The 18570-nt window shown below is 65.2% G+C and carries 21 protein-coding genes; 10 read left to right on the forward strand and 11 right to left on the reverse strand.

The features are described 5' to 3' along the window. Positions 1–87 precede the first annotated feature (87 nt). On the forward strand, positions 88–1074 hold the full coding sequence (gene iolG, locus BLT60_RS04420; RefSeq protein WP_090875035.1) for an inositol 2-dehydrogenase: 987 nt from the start codon (positions 88–90) through the stop codon (positions 1072–1074). A gap of 48 nt (positions 1075–1122) precedes the next feature. Here iolG and BLT60_RS04425 read toward each other — a convergent pair whose 3' ends face one another. The 6 genes from BLT60_RS04425 to BLT60_RS04450 all read right to left on the reverse strand — a co-directional run bounded on the left by BLT60_RS04425 (position 1123) and on the right by BLT60_RS04450 (position 7255). Next, positions 1123–2133 (reverse strand): zinc-binding alcohol dehydrogenase family protein, encoded by a 1011-nt coding sequence (locus BLT60_RS04425; protein WP_090875036.1) that lies wholly within the window; start codon positions 2131–2133, stop codon positions 1123–1125. A gap of 17 nt (positions 2134–2150) precedes the next feature. Beyond that, the gene (locus BLT60_RS04430) at positions 2151–3479 is read right to left on the reverse strand and encodes a hypothetical protein (protein ID WP_090875037.1); all 1329 of its coding nucleotides are present in this window, start codon (positions 3477–3479) and stop codon (positions 2151–2153) included. A 22-nt stretch (positions 3480–3501) separates the two neighbouring features. After that, positions 3502–4347 (reverse strand): MurR/RpiR family transcriptional regulator, encoded by an 846-nt coding sequence (locus BLT60_RS04435; RefSeq protein WP_342028569.1) that lies wholly within the window; start codon positions 4345–4347, stop codon positions 3502–3504. A 68-nt stretch (positions 4348–4415) separates the two neighbouring features. After that, on the reverse strand, positions 4416–5441 hold the full coding sequence (locus tag BLT60_RS04440) for a sugar-binding protein (protein ID WP_090875038.1): 1026 nt from the start codon (positions 5439–5441) through the stop codon (positions 4416–4418). 46 nt (positions 5442–5487) lie between these two features. Further along, entirely contained in the window at positions 5488–6525 is a 1038-nt protein-coding gene (locus BLT60_RS04445; protein ID WP_090875039.1) for an ABC transporter permease, read from the reverse strand. Next, on the reverse strand, positions 6515–7255 hold the full coding sequence (locus BLT60_RS04450) for an ATP-binding cassette domain-containing protein (RefSeq protein ID WP_090875040.1): 741 nt from the start codon (positions 7253–7255) through the stop codon (positions 6515–6517). Before BLT60_RS04450 ends, BLT60_RS04445 begins: the two co-directional genes overlap by 11 nt. 205 nt (positions 7256–7460) lie before the next feature. On the opposite strand from BLT60_RS04450, the gene BLT60_RS04455 reads away from it, so the two are divergent. After that, positions 7461–8318, forward strand: a complete 858-nt coding sequence (locus BLT60_RS04455; RefSeq protein WP_090875041.1) for an amidohydrolase family protein — start codon at positions 7461–7463, stop codon at positions 8316–8318. Positions 8319–8331: 13 nt separating this feature from the next. On the opposite strand, the gene BLT60_RS04460 is transcribed toward BLT60_RS04455, so the two are convergent. Genes BLT60_RS04460 through BLT60_RS04470 form a run of 3 tightly spaced genes read right to left on the reverse strand, consistent with a single transcriptional unit; the run spans position 8332 to position 9837 of the window. Continuing rightward, the gene (locus BLT60_RS04460; RefSeq protein ID WP_090875042.1) at positions 8332–9132 is read right to left on the reverse strand and encodes a sulfite exporter TauE/SafE family protein; all 801 of its coding nucleotides are present in this window, start codon (positions 9130–9132) and stop codon (positions 8332–8334) included. 28 nt (positions 9133–9160) lie between these two features. Then, the gene (locus BLT60_RS04465) at positions 9161–9484 is read right to left on the reverse strand and encodes a rhodanese-like domain-containing protein (protein WP_090875043.1); all 324 of its coding nucleotides are present in this window, start codon (positions 9482–9484) and stop codon (positions 9161–9163) included. Beyond that, a complete protein-coding gene (locus BLT60_RS04470; protein ID WP_090875044.1) occupies positions 9481–9837 on the reverse strand; it encodes an ArsR/SmtB family transcription factor in 357 nt (118 codons plus the stop codon). Before BLT60_RS04470 ends, BLT60_RS04465 begins: the two co-directional genes overlap by 4 nt. 72 nt (positions 9838–9909) lie before the next feature. On the opposite strand from BLT60_RS04470, the gene BLT60_RS04475 reads away from it, so the two are divergent. The 3 genes from BLT60_RS04475 to BLT60_RS04485 all read left to right on the forward strand — a co-directional run bounded on the left by BLT60_RS04475 (position 9910) and on the right by BLT60_RS04485 (position 12411). Beyond that, on the forward strand, positions 9910–10791 hold the full coding sequence (locus tag BLT60_RS04475; protein ID WP_090875045.1) for an MBL fold metallo-hydrolase: 882 nt from the start codon (positions 9910–9912) through the stop codon (positions 10789–10791). A 75-nt stretch (positions 10792–10866) separates the two neighbouring features. Then, the gene (locus BLT60_RS04480) at positions 10867–11904 is read left to right on the forward strand and encodes a sodium:calcium antiporter (protein ID WP_210185540.1); all 1038 of its coding nucleotides are present in this window, start codon (positions 10867–10869) and stop codon (positions 11902–11904) included. A 75-nt stretch (positions 11905–11979) separates the two neighbouring features. Further along, complete coding sequence (locus BLT60_RS04485) at positions 11980–12411, forward strand: DUF1489 family protein (protein WP_090875046.1); 432 nt, start codon at positions 11980–11982, stop codon at positions 12409–12411. A 15-nt stretch (positions 12412–12426) separates the two neighbouring features. Here the strand turns inward: BLT60_RS04485 and panC are convergent, their stop codons facing one another. Beyond that, positions 12427–13296 (reverse strand): pantoate--beta-alanine ligase, encoded by an 870-nt coding sequence (panC, locus tag BLT60_RS04490; RefSeq protein WP_090875047.1) that lies wholly within the window; start codon positions 13294–13296, stop codon positions 12427–12429. A gap of 169 nt (positions 13297–13465) precedes the next feature. On the opposite strand from panC, the gene BLT60_RS04495 reads away from it, so the two are divergent. The 3 genes from BLT60_RS04495 to BLT60_RS04505 all read left to right on the forward strand — a co-directional run bounded on the left by BLT60_RS04495 (position 13466) and on the right by BLT60_RS04505 (position 15914). Beyond that, positions 13466–14371, forward strand: a complete 906-nt coding sequence (locus BLT60_RS04495; RefSeq protein ID WP_090875048.1) for a division plane positioning ATPase MipZ — start codon at positions 13466–13468, stop codon at positions 14369–14371. Positions 14372–14478: 107 nt separating this feature from the next. After that, positions 14479–15207, forward strand: coding sequence for a vWA domain-containing protein (locus BLT60_RS04500; protein WP_090875049.1), 729 nt, complete (start codon positions 14479–14481; stop codon positions 15205–15207). A gap of 80 nt (positions 15208–15287) precedes the next feature. Further along, positions 15288–15914, forward strand: coding sequence for a DnaJ domain-containing protein (locus BLT60_RS04505; protein WP_244521146.1), 627 nt, complete (start codon positions 15288–15290; stop codon positions 15912–15914). 64 nt (positions 15915–15978) lie between these two features. Here BLT60_RS04505 and BLT60_RS04510 read toward each other — a convergent pair whose 3' ends face one another. Next, on the reverse strand, positions 15979–17277 hold the full coding sequence (locus BLT60_RS04510) for a D-alanyl-D-alanine carboxypeptidase (RefSeq protein ID WP_090875730.1): 1299 nt from the start codon (positions 17275–17277) through the stop codon (positions 15979–15981). Positions 17278–17651: 374 nt separating this feature from the next. Here BLT60_RS04510 and BLT60_RS04515 point away from each other — a divergent pair, with 374 nt between their 5' ends. Beyond that, positions 17652–17984, forward strand: a complete 333-nt coding sequence (locus tag BLT60_RS04515; RefSeq protein WP_090875731.1) for a phasin family protein — start codon at positions 17652–17654, stop codon at positions 17982–17984. A 250-nt stretch (positions 17985–18234) separates the two neighbouring features. Next, complete coding sequence (clpS, locus tag BLT60_RS04520; RefSeq protein ID WP_090875051.1) at positions 18235–18564, forward strand: ATP-dependent Clp protease adapter ClpS; 330 nt, start codon at positions 18235–18237, stop codon at positions 18562–18564. The last annotated feature ends 6 nt before the right edge of the window (positions 18565–18570 follow it).

Genomic DNA, 18570 nt, shown 5'->3' on the forward strand with positions numbered 1-18570 from the left:
TGGCCTTGGAATACCAATAATGAAACATAGGTTCTAAAGAGCCGTCAATTCGGAATTTTCATTCCATACCTTGGGAGGGGGATAATCATGGTCCGTTTCGGGCTTCTCGGCGCCGGCCGTATCGGCAAGCTGCATGGCAACAATATCGTCGCGTCGCCAGACGCCGAACTGGTTGCCGTGGCCGATGTCGTGGCGGAGGCAGCGACCGCGCTGGCGGAGGCTACCGGGGCCGAGGCGCGCAGCGCCGAGGCGATCATCAACGGCGACGATATCGACGCGATCCTGATCGGCACCTCGACCGACACCCATGCCGACTTCATCGAACAGGCGATGGCGGCCGGCAAGGCGGTGCTGTGCGAGAAGCCGGTCGACCTCGATGCCGGGCGGATCGAAACCTGCCTCAAGGCCGTCGAGCCAACCGGACGGCCGCTGATGGTCGGCTTCAACCGGCGTTTCGATCCAAATTTTGCGTCGCTCAAGAAGCGCCTGGACGATGGCGCGGTCGGCTCGGTGGAGATGGTGACGATCATCTCGCGTGATCCGGGACCGCCGCCGGTCTCCTACATCGAGCGGTCCGGCGGACTCTATCGCGACATGATGATCCACGATTTCGACATGGCCCGCTTCCTGCTCGGCGAGGAGCCGGTCGAGGTCCATGCCGTCGGCTCGGTGCTGGTCGATCCGGCGATCGGCAAGGCCGGCGATGTCGATACGGCGATGGTCATGCTGCGGACGGCCTCCGGCAAGCTTTGCCAGATCTCCTGCTCGCGCCGCGCGACCTATGGCTACGACCAGCGGATCGAGGTGCATGGCTCCGGCGGCATGATCCGCGCCGGCAATCTTCACGAGACGACGGTCGAGCTGGCGACCGGCGGCGGCTTCACCGCCGATCCGGTGATGAACTTCTTCCTCGAGCGCTATGGCGCGGCCTACCGGCTCGAACTCGCGGCCTTCATTGACGCGGTCGAGAACGGCACGCCGACATCGCCCTCCGGTCACGACGGGCTGATGGCGCAGCGGCTGGCGGATGCGGCGACAAAGGCGCGCGAGACCGGCCAGCCGGTCAAGGTCTGATCGGCGGCCACCGGGGGAGAGCCGTGGCCTGCCGGCGGGCGGAGGACCTCAGAAGGACTCGACGACGATCTTGCCCTTCGCCTGTCCCGTTTCGATCAGGGCATGGGCGGCGCGGATGGTCTCGGCATTGATCGGGCTGAGGACCTGGCTGAGCGTCGTGCGAATGCGCCCGGCGTCGATCTCGCCGGCGACATAGGTCAGCAGCTTGTGCTGCTCGATCATGTCCGGCGTTTCGAACATGGCGCGGGTGAACATGAACTCCCAGTGCAGGCTGGCCGACTTGGTCTTCATGGCGGCCATCGGCATCGGCAGGTCGGTGTCATCGATCGAGACGATGCCGCCTTCGGGCCGGATCAGTTCGACCGCCGTTTCCCAGTGGCGCATGTCGTTGAAGATCGCGATGTGATCGACGAACTGGAAGCCCAGCGCCCGGACCTGTTCGACCATCGGCTCGCGATGATTGACGACATGATCGGCGCCGAGCTCCTTTACCCAGTCCGATGTCTCGGGGCGCGAGGCCGTGGCGATGACGACCAGCCCGGCTGCCCTGGCGAGCTGGATGGCGATCGAGCCGACGCCGCCACCGGCGCCGATGATCAGGACCGACTGGCCCTTGTCGCCGCCGTCGCGGTCGATGCCAAGGCGATCGAAGAAGGACTCATAGGCGGTGATCGTCGTCAGCGGCAGCGCCGCCGCTTCGGCGAAGCTCAGGCTTTTCGGCTTGGCCCCGACGATGCGCTCATCGATCAACTGGAACTCGGCATTCGAGCCCGGCCGGGTGATGTCGCCGGCATAATAGACTTCGTCGCCCGGCTTGAAGATCGTCACGTCGGGGCCGACCGCCTCGACGACGCCGCTGGCGTCCCACCCAAGGACCTTGGGCGGGTCATCCACCGTGTTGGTCCGGGCACGGACCTTGGTGTCGACCGGGTTGACGGAGACGGCCTTGACCGAAACCAGCAGGTCGCGGCCGGAGGCGGATGGCTTCGGCAGGTCGACGTCGAGCAAGGCCTTCGGGTCGGAGATCGGCAGATGGTGGGTGAGGGCGACGGCTTTCATTGTCATTCTTCCTGCGTTCATGGGCGCGCGGTCTGGCTGCCGCCGACAGGGTCCGCCCCCGGCAGGACGGTGCGCGCCGGGATCGGGCGTTTCTCCGGCGGCTTGCGACCGAGCGTGACGACGCGCTGCAGCAGGCCGAGTTCGCGGACCGGGGTCTTCGGGGTTTCGACGTAGCGGATGGCGATCTCACCGCCGTCCTCGGCGACATGGAAGTAGTTCAACCGGAAGGAGGGGTAGTAGACCGCCGGCAGGTAGCCGAAGCGGACCGGCACCCGGTCGAGGATCTTCAGCCAGGTTCCCATGTTGATGATGACCCGGCCGTCCTCCTGTTCGAGAAAGGCGTCATGGGTGTGGCCGAACAGGTAGATCGCGGTGTCCGGGTTCTCCTTGAAGACGGTGCGGGCGCGGGCGAGATACGTGTCGTTGCCGAGACCGTCGACCGACTGGATGCTGCCGATGCCGAGCTTGAAACGGGTGAGGGTCTTGCGGAGATCGCGCAGCACGATCGCACCGGGGATCGCCATCACCAGCATGAAGAACAGGATCAGCATGTTCACGAAAACGATGGCGATGAAGATGTTGCCGACGAAGCCGAGCGAGCGGATGACCGGGTTGTGCAGGATGTAGTTGACGTTGATCAGCCCGGCGCGGCTGAGCAGTTCGGCGGCGAGCGCCAGGCCGGTGAGCGTCAGCATCAGCAGGAAGAGGGCTATGACGCCGCGCACCACCCAGCCCATCTCCCGGTAAAAATAGTTCGACATGCCCCAGTCGGGGACCTGCTCGGTGGCGACCGAGCGGATGTCCTTGAGCCAGTTGCCGCGACCGAAGGCCGAGTGGCGGCTGGCGCCGGCGACGATGGTCTCGGTGATGTAATAGCCGACGGGGAGGGCATAGAGGTTGCCGTAGTCGGGCGAGGCGTTGAACGGGTCGGCCTGCTGGCCGTGCTCGATCCAGATCGTCCGGCCGAGCATCTGGCGCTGCAGGCTGATCGCTGTGTCGAGGTGGAGGTTGTAGGCGAGCAGCCGCTCGTGGAAGGCCGGGTCGCAGGCGAGGTCATAGTCGTGGTTGCCGACCATGACGGTGATGCGTACCGTCTCGCCGGTCGCCTTCAGCTGGTCGAAGATCGTCTGGTGATGGGCGACGATCTCATCGAACTTGGTAACGCCCTCGACGGTGGTGAGCTCCCAGAAGCCGAAGGTATCGCCGCCGACGATCAGCTCGGAATCGGTGCCCTTGGCCGCCAGTTCCCTGAGGAAGCCGATGAACTCCTCGGCGTAGTCGCATTGCTGGAGTTCGCCGTCACCGCCGAGGTGAAGGTCGCTGAGAAAATAGTAGTCCCTGGCCAAGTGGCGGCTCCGTTTCTGGTGATCAGTCGCGCGCTTCGCGCCTGGCGCCGGCCGCGACGGCGAGAGCCATCGCCAGCGCCATCGTCGCCGCGAGCGAGCGGAAGCCGGCATAATCCGCCTCGACGACCTCGAGCTGGACGGTGGCATTGGCGGAAAGCGGCGAGAAGGGGCTGTCGGTGATGGTGACGATCGGCACCCCGCATTCGGCGGCGCGGGCGGCAAGCTCGACGGTGATCGGCGCGTAGGGGGAAAAGCTGATCGCCACCAGCGCGTCGCCCGAATTGGCGCCGGCGAGTTGCTCGGGGCCGAGGGCCGCGACGTTGTCGAGGAGGACGGTGCGGCAGCCGATCTTGCCGAGCGCGTAGGCGAGATAGGCCGAAACCGGGAAGACTCGGCGGAGGCCAAGGAGGTAGATCGTGTCGGCATCGGCCAGGAGGGCCGCGGCCCGATCGACCTCCATGCTGGAAACGGTTTCACGCAGCCGGTCGATGGATGCGATGGCGGATTCGGCGAATCCGTCGACCAGCCCGCTGACGCCGTCGCGGTGGTCGGTGACGTGATCGCCGATGCGGGCGAGGCGCTCGCGGTAGTCCGGCCAGCGGGACTTCAACTGCGCCCGGAAGACGTCCTGCAGGTCGGTGAAGCCGGCATAGCCGAGGGTCTGGGCGAAGCGGATCAGCGTCGAAGGCTGGACCTTGGCCTGTGCGGCGACGCTGGCGACGGTTCCGAAGGCGACTTCATCGGGATTTTCGAGGGCGAAGGCGGCGACCTGGACGAGACGGCGCGGCAGGGCTTCACGGCGCGAGATCAGGAGATCCTTCAGGCCGTCGAAATCGCGGGGCGGGTGATCGGTCGTCCGTTCGGCCATCATTCGCATCATAAAAAACGGGCGGGGATGACACCCCGCCCGCGTTCATAGCAGGTTTTGACCGGCGATCAGCCGCCGATGCAGGTATCGACGTTATCCGGCGTGCAGACGTCGAGGCCGGTATAGGTCGGATCGGCAGGGGCGTCCTTGTCATGCGCCATGTCGTAGATGGCGTAGATGACCTTGTAGCCCATCTCGAACGGACGCTGGCCAACCTGACCGGCGGACAGGCCTTCCTTCATCAGGTCGATCTGGACCGGCAGGGTGTCGGCAACCACGAGGGCGAGCGAGCCGTCGGCGATCTTGTCCTTGTACTTGGACGCGACCGCGCGATAGGCGTCCGGCACGAACTGCGGGAAACCGCCGGTCGGGATGAAGGCATCGAGATCCGGATACTTGATCAGGATGTCCTCAAGCTGCTGGACCGACAGCGGGAAGTCGTCGTTCGTGTAGAGCGGGCAACCGTCGACCTCGGTCCAGCCATTCTGGCCGGTGAGGCGCTCGCCGGGGGCCTTGGTGTCGCTCATGCCGCCGAGAACGTCGCGAATGCCCTGCATGCGCTCGTTGTGGTTGGCCGCCGCGGCGCCGCCCGACTGGATGCAGACCGTGCCACCATCGGGCTTGATCTCCATGGCAAGCTTCGCAAGGTTGGTGCCGATATCGTAGTTATAGGTCCCGATATAGGCGGTGCGCATATCGGCATGCTCGGGAAGCAGGTCACTGTCCCAGGTCAGAACCGGGATTCCCGCTTCCTTTGCCTGCGGGAGAACGCTGGCCATTGCCGCCGCGTTGGACGGGGCGACGCCGATGCCATCGACACCCTTGGCGATCAGATCGGCGACGATCTGGATCTGCTCGTCACCGCCACCGTGTTCCGGGGGCCCGATGAACACGCATTCGACCTTGTCGGCGCCGATTTCCTCGACCGCCTTCTCGCAGCCGAACTTGGCCTGATCGAAGAACGGATTGTTGAGGTTCTTCGGCACGACCGCGACGACCACCTTCTTGTGATCGGCGCTGGCTTGTCCGGCGAACACCGCGCCGGCCATCATGGCCGCTGCGATGAGCGCACTGCCCTTCAGAATTTTCTTCATGCTTTTTTCCTCCCGTTGAACTGCGGCGTGAGCGTCTTGGCAGATCTCACGCGCGCTTTCTCCCGCGGATCTTCTCCAGGAGAACCGCGAGCACAATGAAGACGCCGACAAAGGCGCCTTGCCAATTCGAATCGATGCCCTGCATCAGCAGGCTGTTGCGGATGACCTCGAGCAGGGCCGCGCCGATGACCGCGCCATAGGCGCCGCCTTCGCCGCCCATCAGGTTGGCGCCGCCAATGACCGTCGAGGCGATGACCCGCAATTCGTAGGTCGTGCCGAGGGCGTTGATCGCCGATCCCTGCCAGCCGACGACCAGGATCGCGGCGATCGCCGCGGTGAGGCCGGACAGGATGTAGGCCTGGGCCTTCACCCGGTTGACCGGCACGCCGGTCAGGCGGGCGGCCTGCTCGTTGCCGCCGATCGCGTAAAGGTGACGACCCCAGGTGGTGAAACGAAGGATGACGCCGATGACAACCGCGAGGATGATCAGCGCCCAGAAGATGTTGGACAGTCCCAACATCTGGCCGCCGCCGATGATCTTGAAGGCGGGACCGTCCGGGCCGAAGTCGTAGATCATCCGGTTCTGCGACAGCACGATCGCGATCGATCGTCCGAAGGACATCATGCCGAGGGTGACGACGAAGGCGGACAGGCCGGCATAGGCGATCAGCAGGCCGTTGATGAAACCGGCGAACATGCCCGTCAGCAGGCCGCCCACGACCGCCACGTACCACGCATTGCCACCTTCGAGCAGGACGCCGCACACCACGCCGGTGACGCCCATGATCGAGCCGACGGACAGGTCGATCCCGCCGGTGATGATGACCGCGACCATCCCCACGGCCATGATGCCGATATAGGAGAAGTTGCGGGTCATGTTGTAGAAATTGGCTTCGCTGGAGAAGACGTCCGGCTGCAGATAGCTCATCACGGCGATGATGACGGCCAGCGCCACGGTCACCCAGAAGGCCTGGCTCGAGATCAGTTTCTCGAAGGCCGTCTGCTCCTTGATCGATACGACGTCCTCAATGCGGACATCGCCGATATCCCGATGGGACCCGCCGGCGTCGTTTTCAGGCGGCATGGATGGCTCCCGTGATAAGGCCGGTGATTTCCTCAGGACTCGACTGCGAGGTCGGCTTTTCCGCGACCTTGCGCCCGCGCCGCAAGACCGCGACGCGGTCCGCGACCGCGAAGACATCGGGCATGCGGTGGCTGATGAGGACGATCGCGATGCCCCGGTCCTTCAGCCGGCGGATCAGGTCGAGCACCTCCGCCACCTGCCGGACGGAAATCGCGGCGGTCGGCTCGTCCATCAGGACAAGCTTGGCCTCGGACAGCATGGTGCGGGAAATCGCGACGGCCTGGCGCTGGCCGCCGGACATCCGGCGCACGAGGTCCTGCGGCCGCGTCTCCGACTTCAACTCGCCGAACAGTTCGCCGGCCCGGTCGCTCATCGCCTTCGACGTGAGGAACCTGAACGGCCAGATCCGTGTCGCGATCTCGCGGCCGAGGAAGATGTTGCCGGTCGCAGTGAGATTGTCGCAGAGCGCGAGGTCCTGGTAGACGACCTCGATCCCCTTGGCGCGCGCGTCGATCGGCTTGTGGAAATGGACCGGCTTGCCCTCGAGGACGATCTCGCCGGTGGTCGGCGGAAAGTTGCCGGCGATGATCTTGATGAGGGTCGACTTGCCCGCGCCGTTGTCGCCCATCAAGCCCAGAACCTCACCCGGTTCAAGCTCGAGATCGACTTCGGTCAGGGCCTTGATCGCACCGAAATTCTTGGAGATTTTTCGCAGTGAAAGTACGGGCACAGCCGCTTGTTTCCTACCCTGTATACTAACATTTTTGGCATGCGCTTAAGCGCACTTATACCGACAGTAGAATGGCCGTTCTACGTTGTCCAGCGGGTGGAATACCCGCTCTGGTTTGGAAACGATTCCATGCTGGAAGCGGGCGACTTGGCTCGCTTCAGCGGTTATGCTGCCGCATCGACAATGGCGCCGGGGGGCGAATGCCATGCCTGACTTTCCGATCATCGACGCGCACGTCCATCTCTACGATCCGGCGGATATCAGTTTCGCCTGGATGGCCGAGGCGCCGCCGCTCAACAAACCGCATCTGCCGGCCTACTACCTGGAACGCTCCGGGCCGGTCATCGTCGACGGACTGGTCTTCGTCGAAGTCGACGCCGATGTCGGCCAGCATGTCGACGAGGCGCTCTGGGTGAGCGAGACGGCCAAGACCGAACCGCTGGTGCAGGCGATCGTCGCCTCGGCGCCGATGGAACGCGGACCCGCCGCGGTCGACGCGGACCTTGCGGCGATTGCGCGCCTGCCGCTGGCGCGCGGCATCCGTCGGCTGATCCAGAACCATGTCGACGAGCCCGGCTGGTGCCTGCGGCCGGATTTCGTCAACGCGGTGCGCCTGCTGCCGGCCCATGACCTCAGCTTCGACCTGTGCATCTACCATCCGCAAATGGCCGACGCGATCGAGCTTGTCCGCCAGTGCCCTGAAGTTCGCTTCATCCTCGATCATATCGGCAAGCCCGGTATCCGCGACGGCATCACCGAGCCGTGGTTCACGCAGATGCGCGAACTGGCGAGCCTGCCCAACGTGGTCTGCAAGATTTCCGGGGTGGTGACCGAAGCCGATCACCGCAACTGGACCTACGATCAGGTCGCGCCCTATGTCGCCCACGCCATCGAGACCTTCGGTTTCGACCGGGTGGTGTTTGGCGGGGACTGGCCGGTGGCGGAACTGGCGATCCGCTATGCCGAATGGGTGGCGATCGTCGACCGGGTGACGGAAGGCGCCAGCGACTCCGAATTGCGGAAGCTCTATCGCGACAACGCCATCCGCTTCTACCGGATGTGAGGCCGGGCCCGGATCAGAACAGGACGTCGATACCGCGCCAGACGACATAGATGCCGACGACGATGACGATCGCGGCGAAGGCGTAGGAGAGGCCGGGCTTGCGGGCGGCGAGCGTCCGCGACACGGCGACGCCGCCCAGTCCGCCGACCGCGCCGCCGACGATGAGCAGCCCGGCGACCCACCAGTCGACGAGCCCCGACAGGGCGTAGTTGCCCGCCGTGGTCAGGCCGAAGGTGGTGACCGAGAGGAGCGACGAGCCGACGGCGTTGAGGAGCGGCATGCCGGTCGAGATGACGAGGCCGGGCACGATCAGGAAGCCGCCGCCGATGCCGAAGAAGCCGGCCATGAAGCCGACGCCGAGGGCGACCGGCGCGATGCGCGGCAGGAGGCTCGCGGCCGTCGTGCGGTCGAGATGGATATCGGGCCGGCCGACTTCCGCCGGCTTTCGCGCCATGGTCAAACCGACGACGATCATCACGACGCCGAACAGCGCCAGCAGGCTCTGTCCGTCGAAAGCCTTGCCGGCGGTTGAGCCGAGGGCGGCGCCGATGATGCCGAAAACCGCGAAGGCGGCGGCGCAGCCGAACTTGACGTTGCCCTTGCGGAAGTGGGTGACGAGGTTGATCGCAGCGCTGACCGCGACGGCCAGCGCGCTGGTGCCGATCGCGACATGCGGATCCTTGACCCCCACGACATAGACGAGGAGGGGCACGGCCAGGACCGAACCGCCGCCTCCGACGAGGCCGAGCGAGAAGCCGACAAGGCCACCCGAGAGGAGGGCCAGCACATCCTGCAGGAGGGTGAGGTCAGACATCGTCAGTCTCGATGAAACCGATTCCCGTTCAGCCGCGTTCTGTCGGCAGGCCGGCGCGCTTCCACGCCATGATGCCGCCGGTCATGCAATAGGCATCGCCCTTGGCGAGCGACGCCAGGGCGGCGGAGTTGCGGGTGGTGCGGGCGCCGGAGGCGCAGAGGAAGACGACCGGGCCATCGGGAAGGTTAGCCGGCTCACCGCGCGCCAGAACGGAAAGGGGCAACTTGATCGAGCCGGGGATGGCTTCGGCGGCGGTTTCGTTCGGTTCGCGCACATCGACGAGCACGGCCTGCTTGTCGAGCAGTGCATGGGCGTCGTTGACGGTGATGTCGGTCAGCAAAGGGTTGGTCATTCCGGATGTCCTTGGTTGGGGGAGGTCGGGCCGCAATAGATGTCCTTGAGCGTGACAAGAAGCCGGGCGGCGACGGGATCGACGATCGCATAGTGCAGGGTCTGTCCGTCGCGGCGGTAGCCGACCAGACCGCTCTCGCGCATCAGCGACAGGTGCTGGGACAGCGCCGACTGGCTGAGGCCGACGGCGGCTGCGAGATCGCCGACGGTCATCTCGCCGGCGCCCGCCAGTTCGCACAGCACGAGAAGGCGGCGCTCGTTGGCCAGCAACTTGAGCAGCCGCGCGGCCTCGCCGGCCTGGGCCGCGAGAGCATGAATGTCGACGGGCGACGGAAGGGTGTCTGATTTGTCCATTAGCATTGACTAAATTAGAGGTCACTAATATATGTGTCAAGACCCATCCGCAACGTGACGTGGAGAACCGCTATGTCCAATCCCGCAGCGACGACCGTGAGGCCGGAAGTCCGCGCCTTCTTCGACGAACCGACGAATACCGCGAGCTACCTGGTGTCCGACCCCGAGACCAGAAAGGCGGCCGTGATCGACCCGGTGCTCGACTACGACCAGTCGACCGGCAAGGCCTCGACCAAATCCGCCGACGCAATCCTCAAGGCGGCTGCAGACGCGGGCCTGACCATCGAGTGGGTGCTGGAGACCCACGCCCATGCCGACCACCTGTCGGCGGCGCCCTATGTCAAGCTGAAGACCGGCGCGCAGGTCGCCATCGGCGAGCATATCCGCGAGGTCCAGAAGATCTTCCGGCCGGTGTTCAACGCCACCGACGTGTCGGGCGACGGCAGCGAGTTCGACCGGCTCCTGGCCGAGGGCGAGCATTTTCAGATCGGGGCGCTTGACGTCTCGGTTTTGCATACGCCCGGCCACACCCCGGCCTGCGTTTCCTATGTGATCGGCGACGCGGTCTTCGTCGGCGACACGCTGTTCATGCCGGACTATGGCACCGCCCGGGCCGACTTCCCCGGTGGCGACGCGCGGACGCTTTACCGCTCGATCCAGAAGCTGCTGGCTCTGCCGCCCGAGACGCGGCTCTTCGTCTGTCACGACTACAAGCCGGAAGGCCGCGACGACTATGCCTGGGAAACCACGATCGGCGAGGAGCGCAAGAACAAGCACATCGCCGGCACCAGCGAGGACGATTTCGTCGCGATGCGCGAAAGCCGCGACGCGAGGCTCGCCGCGCCGCTGTTGCTGCTGCCGTCGATCCAGACCAACATCCGGGCAGGGCGGCTGCCGCCGACCGAGGCCAACGGGGTTTCCTACATCAAGATCCCGGTGAAGCTCGCGTCTTAGGTCTTTCCGGGGATCGTCGGGTACTCTCCGCTTTCGCCGCCAAATGTCATTCTGCGCGGCGCTTCAGGGGACACGATGATCGATTTCCGGGGACTGCCGCTGCCGGTCAATATCGCCGTCCTGCTGGTCTCGGCGGCGATCGTCTGGGGGGCGGGCACGCGCATGGCGCGGCTGGTCGACGCGATCGCCGAACGCACCGGGCTCGGGCGGGCTTTCGCCGGCTTCCTGCTGCTCGGCGGCGTTACCTCGCTGCCGGAACTCGCCACCGTCATCACCGCCGCCCATGGCGGCCACGCCAACCTGGCGCTGAGCAGCATCCTCGGCAGCGTTTCGACCAACGTGTTGCTGCTGGCGCTCGCCGACGCGGTCCTGGGGCGCGATGCGCTGACCTCCGTCGTCGCCCATCCGGCGACGCTGATGCAGGGCGCGCTCGGCATCCTGCTGCTCGGCGTCGTCGCCGCCGCGATCAATATCGGCGATGTCGAACTCTTCGGTATCGGCGTGTGGTCGGCGGCGCTGGTGCCGCTGTTCGGGCTCGCCGTCTGGCTGACGTCGCGCTACGAGAACCGGCCGACCTGGATGGTCGCCGACGGCGCGCCGCTGCCGGGGCTCGCGCCGGCCGAGCCCGAGGAACTGAAGCTCGACTTGCGGGCGCTGGTGACGAACGCGACCGCGGCCGGCGTCGTCATCCTGGTCGCCGGCTACCTGCTGGCCGAGTCCGGCGACGCAATCGCGGTGCAGACCGGGATCGGCGCCAACATGGTCGGGTTCGTCCTCGTCGGGTTGGCCACTTCGCTTCCGGAAATCAGCTCGATGGTCGGGGCCGTCCGGATCCACCGATACGAGTTGGCGATCGGCGACATCTTCGGCACCAACCTGTTCGACCTCCTCCTGATCCCGATCGCCGACATCTTCTTCCGGCAGGGGCCGATCCTGGCGCAGGCCGGGCGTTTCGAGGCCGTGGCAGTGGTGCTCGGCATCATCCTGACTTCGGTCTATGTCGTCGGACTGCTCGATCGCCGCAACCAGACCGTGTTGCGCATGGGATACGACTCGCTCGCCGCCATCGTCGCCTTCGGCATCGGTATCGTGCTGCTGGCGACCATCGCCTGACGCCGCGGCGACGCGCCTGTGGAAAAGCCGTCGCCGCGATTTGACGAAGGCGCGGCGGATGCAGACGGTGCTGGAATGGGTCTCAATCTCATCAAGCTTTGCGTCGGCTGCGATTCCATCGATGACCTGGCCGAGTGGATCGACTATCGCGTCGCCGAAGCCAAACGTGCCGGGCGTCCGCCGGAGCATCATCACGTCACCCGCATGGTGCCGAAGCGGATCGACGACCTGCTGGCCGGCGGCTCGCTCTACTGGGTGATCAAGGGCACGGTCCAGGTTCGCCAGCGGCTGACCGATATCCAGCCGTTCCGGGACGCGGAGGGGATCGGGCGGTGCCGGCTGATGCTCGAGCCGAAACTCGTCGCCACCGAATGGCAGCCGCGCCGTCCGTTCCAGGGGTGGCGCTATCTCGAGGCAAAGGACGCGCCGGCCGACCTGAAGCAGGGCAAGGGCCAGTCGCTGCCGCCCGAACTGGCGGCGGAACTGGCCGAGCTCGGCGTTCGCTAGACGGGCTGCACCCGATTACACCGCAATGTTGTCGATCAGGCGGGTCTTGCCGAGCCTTGCGGCGGCGAGGAGCCGAAGCGGTTCGGCGGCTGGATTGGTCACGACGTCCAGCGTCTCGGCGTTGCGGAGTTCGACATAGTCGACGACGAATCCTGCATCGGCGAGCGCGGCGCGCGCGGCATCGAGCGCTTGCGCCGGGTTTCCGCCGGTTGTGATCGCCTGAGCGGCGGTCTGCAGAGCCCGGTGGAGGACGGGCGCTGTCTCTCTCTCGCCCGGCGTGAGGTAGGCGTTGCGCGAGGAGAGGGCGAGACCGTCGGATTCGCGCACGGTCGCAAAACCGTCGATGCGGACCGGGATGGTCAGGTCGGCGACCATGCGGCGGATCACCATCAGTTGCTGGTAGTCCTTCTCGCCGAAGATGGCGATGTCCGGTTGCGTCGCCAGCAGAAGCTTGGCGACCACGGTGGCGACGCCCTGGAAATGGGTCGGCCGGAAGTCGGTTTCCAGTCCCTCGCCAGGACCGGCAACGGCGATGGTGGTGGCGAAACCCGGCGGATACACCTCCGCGGTTTCCGGCATGAAGACGGCGTCGACGCCGAGGGCCGCAAGTTTCGCGAGGTCGGTGTCATGGTCCCGAGGGTAGCTGGCGAAATCCTCGGTCGGCGCGAACTGGGTCGGGTTGACGAAGATCGAGACGACCACCCGGTCCGCCCGCTCCCTGGCGGCGCGGACAAGCGCCAGATGCCCCTCGTGCAGCGCGCCCATGGTCGGGACGAGGGCGCTGGTCAACCGGTCCATCCGCCAACCCGCGGCGCGCTGCTGCGCGTCGGCGGCCGTCCGGTCGATCCGGGGGGGTGCGGGGGGCGTTTCGGCAGGCTGGCTCATTGCGTCTCAGTCGATGCTGCGGTGCGGCGGGCGAAGCTAACAGAGCCGCCGCGCGACGCCAATTTGCATTTCGGGGGGCCCGGATTGGTGTTTGTTGACAAAATCTTGGCTTTTTCGCCGCATGATCCCCAGTCGCTGAGAATCGATCCTTGTTACGGGGCAAATTGCGATGCGTTTCGAGTCCGCCAGGCAGAGGTCGGCCCACGTCATCGTTCTTGGCAACGAGAAGGGCGGCTCGGGCAAGTCGACCACCGCGATGCACCTGATCGTCGCGCTGCTGAAGGCCGGCCACAAGGTCGCTTCGGTGGACACCGACAGCCGTCAGCGCTCTCTGACCCGGTATATCGAGAACCGGGCCCGCTGGGCCCGCACCCGCAATCTCGACCTCGAAATGCCCGAGCATTTCGTTGCCAGACTGGCGGCCGGCGAGACCGTGCGCGAGATCGAGGCGCAGGAATTCGCGACCTATGCCGACATCGTCGATCGTGTCGAAAACGACTTCGACTACGTGGTCGTCGATACGCCGGCCAACGACTCCTACCTGATGCGGCTCAGCCATGCGCTGGCCGATACGCTGGTGACGCCGGTCAATGACAGCTTCGTCGATCTCGACATCTTCGGTGAGGTCGACCCCGACAATCTCGCGATCACCCGGATGAGCCACTACGCCGACCTGGTGCAGACCGCTCGACAGCAACGGCGCGAGGTCGACGGGGTGACGATGGACTGGATCGTCGTCCGTAACCGGATCTCGATGCTCGCCAGCCGCAACCAGCAGAACCTGCTGGCCGTGCTGAAACGGCTGGCACCGACACTGGGCTTCCGCCTCGGCGACGGAATTTCCGAGCGGGTCGTGTTTCGCGAGTTTTTTCCCAATGGCCTGACCGCGCTCGACGCGCTGGACATCAAGACCCATGGTTCGGAGCCCTCGATGTCCCATGTGTCGGCCCGGAACGAGATTCGGGATCTCGCGGCGCTCCTCAGCCTGCCGGAGCCGAAAAGGCGCGACCCCATGTTCACCGCGCCTGGCGCGAAAGCGCGGCCGGCGCGCCTCCTGGAGCTGGTGACCGAATAGCGGTTGCTTCCGCCCCGATCAGTGCCACATTTCCTGACAGGATCACCGCGTCACGCGGTAGACGCCGCGCGACGATGCGGGGTTGATGGAGAAAGGCACGTTCAGTCATGGTCGCGGACGACAAGACGACGCCGGCGAAGCGCAACCCCGGCAAACAGCCGGCGGAGCGTTCGGCGCCGAACGATATCGACGCTTTTCTCAAACAGGCGCGGATCCTCGGTGGTGCGGGCGAGGGACGTGGACGGCTGATCTTTGCGCTCGACGCGACGATGAGCCGCCAGCCGACCTGGGACACCGCTTGCCGCCTTCAGGCGCAGATGTTCGAGGAAGCCGGCAAGGTCGGCGGCCTCGATGTGCAGCTTCTTTATTATCGCGGCTTCAATGAATGCCGGGCGAGCAAGTGGGTCAGCAACACCACCGCGCTCCGCGACCTGATGACCGGCATCCAGGTCCGCGGCGGGCATACGCAGATCGGCAAGGTGCTCAGCCACGCGCGGCGGGAGAACGGCAAGCGCAAGATCGGCGCCCTGGTTTTCGTCGGCGATGCGATCGAGGAGCCGATCGACACACTGGCCGCCCGCGCCGGCGAACTCGGCCTGCTCGGCGTCAAGGCCTTCGTCTTCCAGGAGGGGCGCGATTCCACCGTCGAGTCCGGCTTCCGCGAGATCGCCCGGTTGACCGGCGGCGCCTATGCGCGGTTTGATACCAACGCGGCGGGCCAGCTCGCGGACCTGCTCAGGGCAGCCGCCATCTACGCCGCGGGCGGGATGAAGGCGCTGGAGACGAGCAGCGGCCGTGGCGGCCAGTTGCTCCTGGAGCAGATGCGAAGCCGCTGATGGTCTATTTCATTACCGGTGTCGGCGCTCTCATCGCGCTTCTCGTGCTCGCACGCGCCTTCGTCGGCGCAAATCCCCGTATGCTGCTCCGGCTGATCCGCTACGCCGTCGGTGGGGTGATGGTGGTGTTCGGGCTTGGCCTGAGCCTGGCGCGCCGGGTCGACATCGGCCTGCCGCTGATCGTCCTCGGCGCCTCGGCGATCTTCATGGGCCGGATCGGGCCGATCGATCTCGGCGGATCGAGTCGGACGCCCGGCTCGACGTCGAAAGTGACGTCGGCCTTTCTCGAGATGGAACTGGACCACGACACCGGCAAGCTTGGCGGGCGGGTGGTCGGCGGCGCCTATGCCGGACGTCGGCTCGACGACCTCGACGTGCCGGACCTGCGGAAGCTCTCGCGCGAACTGGCGATCGACCGCGAGAGCCTGGCGCTATTCGAAGCTTATCTCGACAGCCGAATTCCCGGCTGGCGTGAAGACGTCGAGGGTGATGGCGCAGCGGGGGCGGGCAGCCCGGCGGATGCGGGCCCCATGACTGACGAGCAGGCCTATGAGATCCTTGGCCTTGCGCCCGGCGCCGGTGAGGCGGAAATCAGGCGTGCGCACCGACAGTTGATGAAGGGAGTTCACCCCGACCAGGGCGGCTCGACGTTCCTGGCGGCGAAAATCAACGAAGCTAAGGACAGGCTTTTGAGCGGTCATAGATGAGTCCAATACACGTTACACAAAGGGACCCCGGGACAGGCATTTCACGCCATCGCAGCGCAGATAATCACTCCGAGATGGCGTAGCAGGCGAACTTCTGCTTGGTCAGATAGGCGCAAGCGGCGCGGGCTTCCGACTTGCCGGCGAACCCGGCAAAACGCGCGCGATACAGCGTGAGCGACTCCTTGACCACCGGTTCGGTGTAAGGCGCGGCGCTGGCCAGAACCGTGCCGCCCTTGGACTTGGCGTCGCTGAGCAGTTCCATCGCTGCCGCCTCGGTGGGCGTGGCGGCGATCTGGATCTTCCAGCCGGAGGTCACCACGGGCGCGGGCTGGGCTTCCTCGATGATGACGTCATCGGAAATGTCGCCCTGCGAGCGGAACTCCTGCGGGATAACGGAAGCGGCCGCCGTTACCACCGAGCCGGTCTCGATCTCGATATCGCCGTCCGGACGCGTGCGCGGGGTCGGGACATTGGCGGCAAAGACGGTGGCGCCGGAGGGCAGGATGCGCTTGGCAATCTGGAAGCCGGTCGATGCCTTCGGCACGTAGGTCTTCAGCAGTTCGGCCATCCTCGCGTCGCGCGAACTGCCGCTCGAACCACCGAGGACCACGGCGACGACACGGCGGTTCGACTGGTTGACCGAAGTCACGAGGTTGAAGCCGGAGGCGCGGATATAGCCGGTCTTGATGCCGTCGACGCCGGGATACCGGCCGAGCAGCCGATTATGGTTGCCGATCTTCGTGCCCTTGTAGGTGAAGCTCGAGACCTTGAAATAGGTGAAGTAGTTCGGGAAGCGGTCCTGAACCGCGCGACCGAGGATCGCCATGTCGCGGGCGGTGGTGACCTGGCCGCCATCGGGCAGGCCCGAGGCGTTGCGGAAAGTCGTGCTCTTCATGCCGAGCTGGCGCGCCCGCGTCGTCATCAGGGCGGCGAAGCCGCTCTCTGTTCCGCCGAGATGCTCGCCGATCGCGGCGGCAATGTCGTTGGCCGAGCGGGTGACGAGCGACAGGATCGCGTCCTTGACCGAAATCGACTGGCCGGGCTTCAGGCCGAGCTTCGACGGCGGCTGCGACGCGGCATGCTTCGATACGGTGATCTCCGAGGAGAGGGTGACCCGGCCACTGTCGAGAGCCTCGAACAGCATGTAGAGGGTCATGATCTTGGTCAGCGACGCGGGATAGGTCCGCGTGTCGGCGTTGCTGGAATAGAGGACCTTGCCGGTCTTCGCGTCGACAACGATGGCAGCGCTGACGACAGCCTCGGCGCTGCCCGCACCGATCGCCGCCATCGCGGCGCCCGCCGCAATCAATGTCCGCAGCCAGGTGGCGCCCCGTCGATGAAGCGCCCGAAGTCGCATCGTCATGAATTCCAACTCCGCACCCTGACGACACATACCATGAGTCGTCCGTCCCAAAATCACTCGGCAGTCGGGCGTCGACGCGACACCACAGCAGACTCTTGTTGTCCCCGCACGATTTGCGGGACGCGAACGCTGAGCCGTGGACCTGAACGCCGATCGAATCGCCAGTAAAGTCCCCACGCATACCGGCTGCCGGTCTCGTCAAGGACAGTATGGAGGCGAAGTTACAAATCCGTAAAGCCCCTCCGTCCGCGGCAATCCGTATCGATATTGTGCAATGCACAAAAACGCCTTGACGCGGATGTTGCAGTGCACATATTACGGTGTATCACCATCCGGTCGCCACCAGCGCCGCGCAAACTCAGGGGATGAATGACATGATCAGCGGGTTCGAAGACTTTCAGAAGTTCAGCAAGGGCAACGCCGACGTCGCCATGGAAAGCGCCAACGCCGTGACCAAGGGCATCCAGGCGCTCGCCTCCGAGACTGCCGACTATTCGAAGAATGCCTTCGAAGCCGGTAGCAAGGCTTTCGAGCAGATGGTCTCCGCCGGGACGCTCGACAAGGCGATGGAAGTCCAGACCGACTTCGTTCGCTCCGCCTACGAGGGCTATGTCGGCCAGGCCACCAAGGTCGGTGAGATTTTCACCGGCATGGCCCAGGCAGCCTACAAGCCCTACGAGGGCCTGTTCGGCCAGTTCGGCAAGTAAGCCAACCACAGATGCGAAAGTGGCTCGCGGCATGACCGCGGGCCGGAAGGGCCCGGCTTTGTCGGGCCCTTCTTTTTTGCGCGACGCTGCCCGTTGGAATCGTCCCGGCCGGTACCTAGATAGGGTGGCACCGGGCCGTATCTCCTCCTTCCTTCATCGGACAACCAACATTAAATTTGACGCCGATGGATTGCGCGGTCGAGACTTTGTCGTCAGGATTCGAGAATGCATGGATTGGTGAGCCGACAAGATGAGCAATTCGAACCGGCGACCCGATGATGGCGATTCCGGGACTGGTGTTGTCACAAAGACCAAGCCCAAGACGAAACGCCCGAACCTCTATCGGGTCCTCATTCTCAATGACGACTACACACCGATGGAGTTCGTGGTCCATGTGCTGGAGCGCTTCTTTCAGAAAGGGCGGGAGGACGCGACCCAGATAATGCTGCATGTGCATCAGCACGGCGTTGGGGAATGCGGCGTCTACACGTTTGAAATAGCGGAAACCAAGGTGACGCAGGTAATGGATTTCGCCAGGAAGAACCAGCATCCGTTACAGTGCGTCATGGAAAAGAAATGAGGTCCC

Source organism: Bauldia litoralis, from assembly GCF_900104485.1.
GTDB lineage: Bacteria > Pseudomonadota > Alphaproteobacteria > Rhizobiales > Kaistiaceae > Bauldia > Bauldia litoralis.